This window comes from Pseudomonas kitaguniensis (assembly GCF_009296165.1).
Lineage (GTDB): Bacteria > Pseudomonadota > Gammaproteobacteria > Pseudomonadales > Pseudomonadaceae > Aquipseudomonas > Aquipseudomonas kitaguniensis.
The window spans coordinates 20,784-27,136 of record NZ_VUAZ01000032.1 but is presented as its reverse complement, the minus strand read 5'-3'; the positions used below and the strand labels follow the sequence as shown (position 1 = coordinate 27,136).

Annotated in this window: 5 protein-coding genes and 2 pseudogenes; 5 read left to right on the top strand and 2 right to left on the bottom strand. The window is 60.1% G+C overall.

Annotated features, from left to right (window positions below; translation table 11 throughout):
• A pseudogene (locus tag F0169_RS28590) lies at nt 1–133 on the top strand (STAS domain-containing protein); the annotation flags it as partial.
• 147 nt (nt 134–280) lie between these two features.
• Here F0169_RS28590 and F0169_RS06635 read toward each other — a convergent pair.
• Nucleotides 281–661, bottom strand: a complete 381-nt coding sequence (locus tag F0169_RS06635) for a lysozyme inhibitor LprI family protein (protein WP_058414176.1) — start codon at nt 659–661, stop codon at nt 281–283.
• Nucleotides 662–905: 244 nt separating this feature from the next.
• On the opposite strand from F0169_RS06635, the gene F0169_RS06630 reads away from it, so the two are divergent.
• The 4 genes from F0169_RS06630 to F0169_RS06615 are packed head-to-tail and all read left to right on the top strand — an operon-like array spanning nt 906 to nt 5,005.
• Complete coding sequence (locus tag F0169_RS06630; RefSeq protein WP_235592441.1) at nt 906–2,255, top strand: GntT/GntP/DsdX family permease; 1,350 nt, start codon at nt 906–908, stop codon at nt 2,253–2,255.
• 26 nt (nt 2,256–2,281) lie between these two features.
• Nucleotides 2,282–3,142 carry a MurR/RpiR family transcriptional regulator gene (locus F0169_RS06625; RefSeq protein ID WP_152746059.1) on the top strand — a complete coding sequence of 287 codons (861 nt, stop codon included), beginning with the start codon at nt 2,282–2,284 and terminating at the stop codon, nt 3,140–3,142.
• 1 nt (nt 3,143) lies between these two features.
• On the top strand, nt 3,144–4,607 hold the full coding sequence (locus F0169_RS06620) for an N-acyl-D-amino-acid deacylase family protein (protein ID WP_152746058.1): 1,464 nt from the start codon (nt 3,144–3,146) through the stop codon (nt 4,605–4,607).
• Nucleotides 4,608–4,636: 29 nt separating this feature from the next.
• Nucleotides 4,637–5,005 carry a glyoxalase superfamily protein gene (locus F0169_RS06615; protein WP_152746057.1) on the top strand — a complete coding sequence of 123 codons (369 nt, stop codon included), beginning with the start codon at nt 4,637–4,639 and terminating at the stop codon, nt 5,003–5,005.
• Nucleotides 5,006–5,658: 653 nt separating this feature from the next.
• On the opposite strand, the pseudogene F0169_RS28285 reads toward F0169_RS06615, so the two are convergent.
• A pseudogene (locus tag F0169_RS28285) lies at nt 5,659–6,252 on the bottom strand (methyl-accepting chemotaxis protein); the annotation flags it as partial.
• Nucleotides 6,253–6,353: the final 101 nt, after the last annotated feature.

Genomic DNA, 6,353 nt, shown 5'->3' with positions numbered 1-6,353 from the left:
AGCTTTGTTCGACTATTCAGCGATTGCCGCGCTGATGACCTTGCGCGAGCGTTACAGCAAGGCCGGCAAGCATCTGCGGTGCTGCATTTGTCGGAGCGCTGCAAAAAAGCTGCTCAAGCGCGCGAAGGTTCATTCACGATTGAGTGTGTTTGCGTTGGATTGCGCAGCTTCACGTCTTTTGGGCTGCTTCGCAGCCCCAACGCGAGCAAGCCCGCTCGCAACACAAGCCCGTTCACCACACTTGCCCGCTGGCCACAGGTTCGCTTGTGGCTGAGCGCGGTTACGGCCCAACCAGGTTTTCAAGTTCCTCGGCGCGGGTTTGGGTCATGTCCAGCATGCAGCCGGAACCATTGACCCGATCAATAGTGCCGCCAGTGGCACTGCCTATAAACTTGCAATTAGCGTCGCGGTAGGTGATCCACAGGCGCTGCACATCCTGCAGTTGCTGCTTGTGCGCACCCTCTTGGGCGGACAGCGCCGTTTTGTAGGCGCGGTTCAGGCGAGCGTCCTGCACCTTGGTTTCATTGACGTTGCAAGCGACCATATCTCCGGTCGTGTTGGCCGTGTCCATGCATTTGCTCTGTGCGGCGTTGTCGGCGGCTGCAGCGCTGCCGCACACGGCAACCAACAGGGCGCTGACGGCGAGGGAGGTACGAAGCATGATCGGTTCCTGTCTGACTGAGTTCGCCTTCTATGACTCGATTGAAGCCATTGAGTTTCCAGCCCCAATTGAGGCTGATGTAAGAACACCCCTCGAATTTTCATGCAGTGGCGTTGCACATATCCCCAGGCGACAGCGCGTACCTGTGGACGAAAATTACTTTCATAAAAATTGAAAATACTCATCGGGAATGATTTATGAGTTTCACAACCAGTTCGACGTGACCCTTTCCGAGGAGTACCGCATGGCCGCATCACCGGGCTTTGGGCTATTGGCATACGCTGCCATTGCCATCATTGCATTGATCGTGCTGATTGCACGTTACCGGCTCAACCCGTTTATCGTCATCACGCTGGTGTCTATCGGGCTGGCGCTGATGGCCGGGATGCCGGCCGACACCATCATGGGCTCGTATGAGGCCGGCGTCGGTAAAACCCTGGGGCATATCGCCCTGGTCGTGGCGCTGGGCACCATGCTCGGCAAGATGATGGCGGAGTCCGGCGGCGCCGAGCAGGTGGCGCGCACATTGATCAACCGCTTCGGCGAACGCAACGCGCATTGGGCAATGGTGTGTATCGCGTTCCTGGTGGGGCTGCCGCTGTTTTTCGAGGTTGGTTTTGTGTTGCTGGTGCCGATTGCCTTCACCGTGGCGCGGCGGGTGGGCGTGTCGATCCTGATGGTCGGTTTGCCGATGGTGGCCGGTTTGTCGGTGGTGCATGCGCTGGTGCCGCCGCACCCGGCGGCAATGATGGCGGTGCTGGCGTATAACGCATCAGTCGGGCAGACCGTGCTGTATGCGATTTTGATCGGCATTCCCACCGCGATTATCGCCGGGCCCTTGTACGCCAAGTTCATCGTGCCGCGTATTCACCTGCCGGCGGAGAACCCGCTGGAGCGCCAGTTTATCGAGCGTGAACCGCGCGAAAGGTTGCCGAGTTTTGCGCTGACCATGGGCACTATCCTGTTGCCGGTGGTGTTGATGATGATCGGCGGCTGGGCCAACGTGATTGCCACACCGGGCACCGGCTTTAACCAGTTCCTGCTGTTTATCGGCAACTCGGTGATCGCGCTGCTGGTGGCGACCCTGGTGAGCTTCTACACACTGGGCCTGGCCCAGGGTTTTAACCGTGAGTCGATCCTCAAATTCACCAACGAATGCCTGGCGCCGACCGCCAGCATTACCTTGCTGGTGGGCGCGGGTGGCGGGTTGAACCGCATCCTGGTGGACGCGGGCGTTACCCACGAAATTCTCGGCCTGGCCCACGCGTTCCATCTGTCGCCGCTGGTGATGGGCTGGCTGTTCGCCGCGCTGATGCGCATCGCTACCGGTTCGGCCACCGTGGCCATGACCACCGCGTCCGGGGTGGTCGCGCCCGTCGCAATGGCGTTGGGTTATCCACACCCGGAATTGCTGGTATTAGCGACCGGGGCGGGTTCGGTGATCTTTTCCCACGTCAACGACGGCGGCTTCTGGCTGATCAAGGAATACTTCAATATGACGGTCATCCAGACCTTCAAGACCTGGACCGTGCTGGAGACCCTGATTTCAGTAGTCGCCTTCGGTCTCACTTATGGCCTTTCACTGGTTTTATGAGCCTTAGCCTGTAACCCGGAGCCCCGATGGACATCCTCTACCAGATCCGCGCCCGCCAGGACTCTTTCAGTGCCGGCGAAGGGCGCATCGCCAAGCTGATGCTCGATGATGTGGGGTTTGCCGCCTCGGCCAGTCTGGACGCGTTATCGCAGCGCGCCGAGGTCAGCACGGCGACGTTGTCACGCTTTGCGCGCAGCGTGGGTTGCCGCGATTTACGTGATTTGCGCTTGCAGTTGGCGCAGGCCAGTGGCGTTGGCAGCCGCTTCCTCGACCCGGCGGGGTTGCCGGAACAGTCGGCGTTTCACCGGCAAATTCTTGGGGACATCGAAGCGACCTTGCGCCAGCACCTGTCAGGTTTTAACCAAACGAGTTTTGCTGATGCGGTCAGCCTGTTGGGCAAGGCACGCATGCTGCACGCGTTTGGCATGGGCGGCCCGTCGAGCGTGTGCAGCGACGAATTGCAGGTGCGGCTGGTGCGTTTGGGTTACCCGATTGCCGCCTGCCATGACCCGGTGATGATGCGCATCACGGCGGCGACGCTGGGCCCTGAGCAAGCGCTGATCGTGTGTTCGTTGACCGGCCTCACGCCTGAACTGTTAGAGGTGGTGACGCTGGCGCGCAACTATGACGCGCCCGTCGTCGCCATCACCCTTGCCGATTCACCGTTGGCGCAACTCGCGGATGTGGTGCTGCCGTTGCAACCGGCCGAAACCAGTTTTATCTACAAACCCACCGCGGCGCGCTACGGAATGCTGCTGGCCATCGACCTGCTCGCTACCGAGCTGGCGCTGACCCTGCCGGACGACAACCAGGAGCGCCTGCGCCGGATCAAACTGGCCCTCGACGATTATCGCGGCGGCCCCGACAGCCTGCCGCTTGGAGACTGATATGCAGTACGACACGCTGATTCGCCAGGCGCTGATCATGGATGGCAGCAACACCCCGGGATATATCGCCGACGTTGGGCTGCGCGGCGGGCGCATCGAGACGATTGGCGACTTGTCGACAGCGCAGGCGCAGCATCAAATCGACGCGCATGGCCGGGTATTGGCGCCGGGGTTTATCGACGTGCACACCCACGATGACACGGTGGTGATCCACCACCCGCAGATGCTGCCCAAGCTCAGTCAGGGCGTGACCACGGTGATTGTCGGCAACTGTGGCATCAGTGCCTCGCCGGTGAGTTTGCGCAGTGATCCGCCAGACCCGATGAACTTGCTGGGCAAGCGTGAGGCCTTCGTTTATCCGCGTTTTGCCGACTACCGCGCCGCCGTCGAAAGCGCCCATCCGGCGGTCAACGTCGCCGCGTTGATTGGCCACACGGCGCTGCGCAGTAACCATATGGACGATTTGCAGCGCTCCGCCACGCCCGAAGAAATCGCGGCGATGCGCGTGCAATTGCGCGAAAGCCTCGACGCCGGCGCGCTCGGTTTATCCACAGGCTTGGCGTATGCCAGCGCGTTCAGTGCCGAGACCGATGAAGTGCTGCAACTCAGTGAAGAACTGACGGCGTTCGGGGCGGTGTACACCACGCATTTACGCAGTGAGTTTGAGCCGGTACTGGAGGCGATGGACGAGGCGTTCCTGATTGGCCGACACGCCAAGGCGCCGGTGATTATTTCTCACCTCAAATGCGCGGGCGCGGGGAATTGGGGGCGTAGCCCGCAGCTGTTAGCGTCGCTGGAGCTGGCTGCGAAAACCCACCCTGTCGGCTGTGATTGTTATCCGTATGCGGCCAGTTCCTCGACCCTGGACCTCAAACAGGTCACCGATGCGTTTCGCATCACCATTACCTGGTCGACGCCGCACCCGCAAATGGGCGGGCGCGACTTGCAGGAAATCGCCGGCGAGTGGCAGGTTTCGCTGATGGAAGCAGCGCGCCGCCTGCAACCTGCGGGGGCGGTGTACTACGGAATGGATGAGGCCGATGTGCGGCGCATCCTTGCGCACCCACTGTCGATGGTCGGCTCTGATGGCTTGCCTGAAGACCCGTTTCCGCATCCACGGCTATGGGGCGCGTTTCCACGGGTGTTGGGGCATTTCAGCCGCGATGTGGGGTTGTTCCCGCTGCACACGGCGGTGCACAAAATGACCGGCTTGTCGGCGGCGCGGTTTGGCTTGGCCGAGCGCGGTGAAATTCGTCAAGGGTATTGGGCCGACCTGGTGCTGTTCGACCCATTGCGCGTGCGCGATGTGGCGGATTTTGAAGCGCCCGAACGCGCGGCGGAAGGCATTGACGGGGTTTGGATCAACGGGGTGTTGAGCTACAGCGATGGGCAGGCGAATGGTCAGCGGCCGGGGCGTTTTTTGCCGCGCAGTGGGGATTTGCGTCGAGGCTTTTGGTCTTTATAGTGGGCGCTCTCACACACGGAGCGGTCGCGATGCACTTAGGAAAAGTCACCCCCATTTTGCGGATTTTCGACGAGGCCAAGGCGTTGGAGTTCTACGTCGACTTTCTAGGCTTCAAGGTGGATTGGCAGCATCGTTTCGAGGCGAATTTCCCGTTGTATCTGCAAGTGTCGTTGGGCGAGTGCGTGCTGCATTTGTCCGAGCACCACGGTGATGCGTCGCCAGGCTCGGCGGTGCGGATTCAGGCGCAAGCGGTGGATGCGTACCAGCAGCAATTGCAGGGCAAGGGCTACCGTTATGCCAAGCCTGAAGTAGAGGAAACGCCTTGGGGCTCGCGCGAGATGAGCATCAAGGACCCGTTCGGGAATCGGCTGGTGTTTGTCGAGGAAGGCGAGGGCTGATCGGTAAAGTGCAGGCAATAAAAAACCGCCTTAGTAGGGCGGTTTTTTATTGCAAACCAGTTTGCGGCTGAGTTTGCTGCCTCAAAGGACGCATCGACCTGCCGATTGATAATACCGTTGGTGATGTCACCGGTGCAAGACTCGGCGATGGTCAGGATCGGCAGTTTCCTTATGCTTTTGCCTTGGTAATTCATGCTGAAAAAACCTGAAATAAATCTCATGATAAATACTGGATATTTAACCACTATTGGTCACACCTTCAAGCGCGATGTTGGTTAGGATCCTCTCCGTTCTGCGTTTGTCGCTTTTTAGGTGAGCCGGGTACGCGCGCGAATTCTGGACTGACCGCCACGGTCTAGTAATCCGTGCCGGATTTATGCGGAAGGACCACTAGCCCGGCCACCTCAAAGGACGCATCGACCTGCGTCCGAAGGCTCGCGTGTTCCGGTAAGTGCGCTGGAGGTAAGGCCCAACTGTTGGAGGGCCGAGTATGTCTAAGTTTGCACGACGTACGTGGAACCTCGTAGTGAATGCCCTGCGTGTTTATCACGTGTGGACATTCCTGCGGGACAGCTTCGATGACCTGTAAGGTCTGAGAGGTGGGCCGCTCGGCTTAAACCGAGGCGGCTTTTTTGGTTTACGACTCGGGATTTCTAAACCCGGAAATGGCTGACCATCTGCTGCAACTGGCTACCCAAACGCGCCAGTTCCACGCTCGACTTGGCCGTCTCGTCACTTGCGGTGGCGGTCTGCTCCGACACATCGCGCACGTTCACAATGCTGCGGCTGATCTCTTCAGCTACGGCGCTTTGCTGTTCGGCCGCGGCTGCAATCTGCTGATTCATCGACTGAATGTTCGACACTGTACGGGTGATGTTTTCCAGCGAGACGCCGGCCTTGCGGGTCAGCTCGACGCTGCTGTCGGTGAGGCTGCGGCTGTTGTTCATCACGCTGGCCACTTGTTGGGTGCCGTTCTGCAAACCGGCGACCAGGCCTTCGATTTCTTCAGTGGATTTTTGTGTGCGCTGGGCCAGGCCACGCACTTCGTCGGCAACCACGGCAAACCCGCGACCGGCTTCACCGGCACGTGCCGCTTCAATTGCGGCGTTGAGTGCCAGCAGGTTGGTCTGTTCGGCCACAGCTTTGATCACATCCATCACGCTGCCGATCTTGTTGCTCTCTTGCTGCAGGTGCGTCATGGCGTCGGTGGAACGTGCCACTTCGGCAGCCAGGCGCTCGATCTGGGCGATGGCCTCGGCCACCACTTTGTCGCCGGCGCGCGCTTGACCGTCTGCCTCGGCAGCGGCAAGGGACGCCTGCTCGGCGTTACGGGCTACTTCCTGCACGG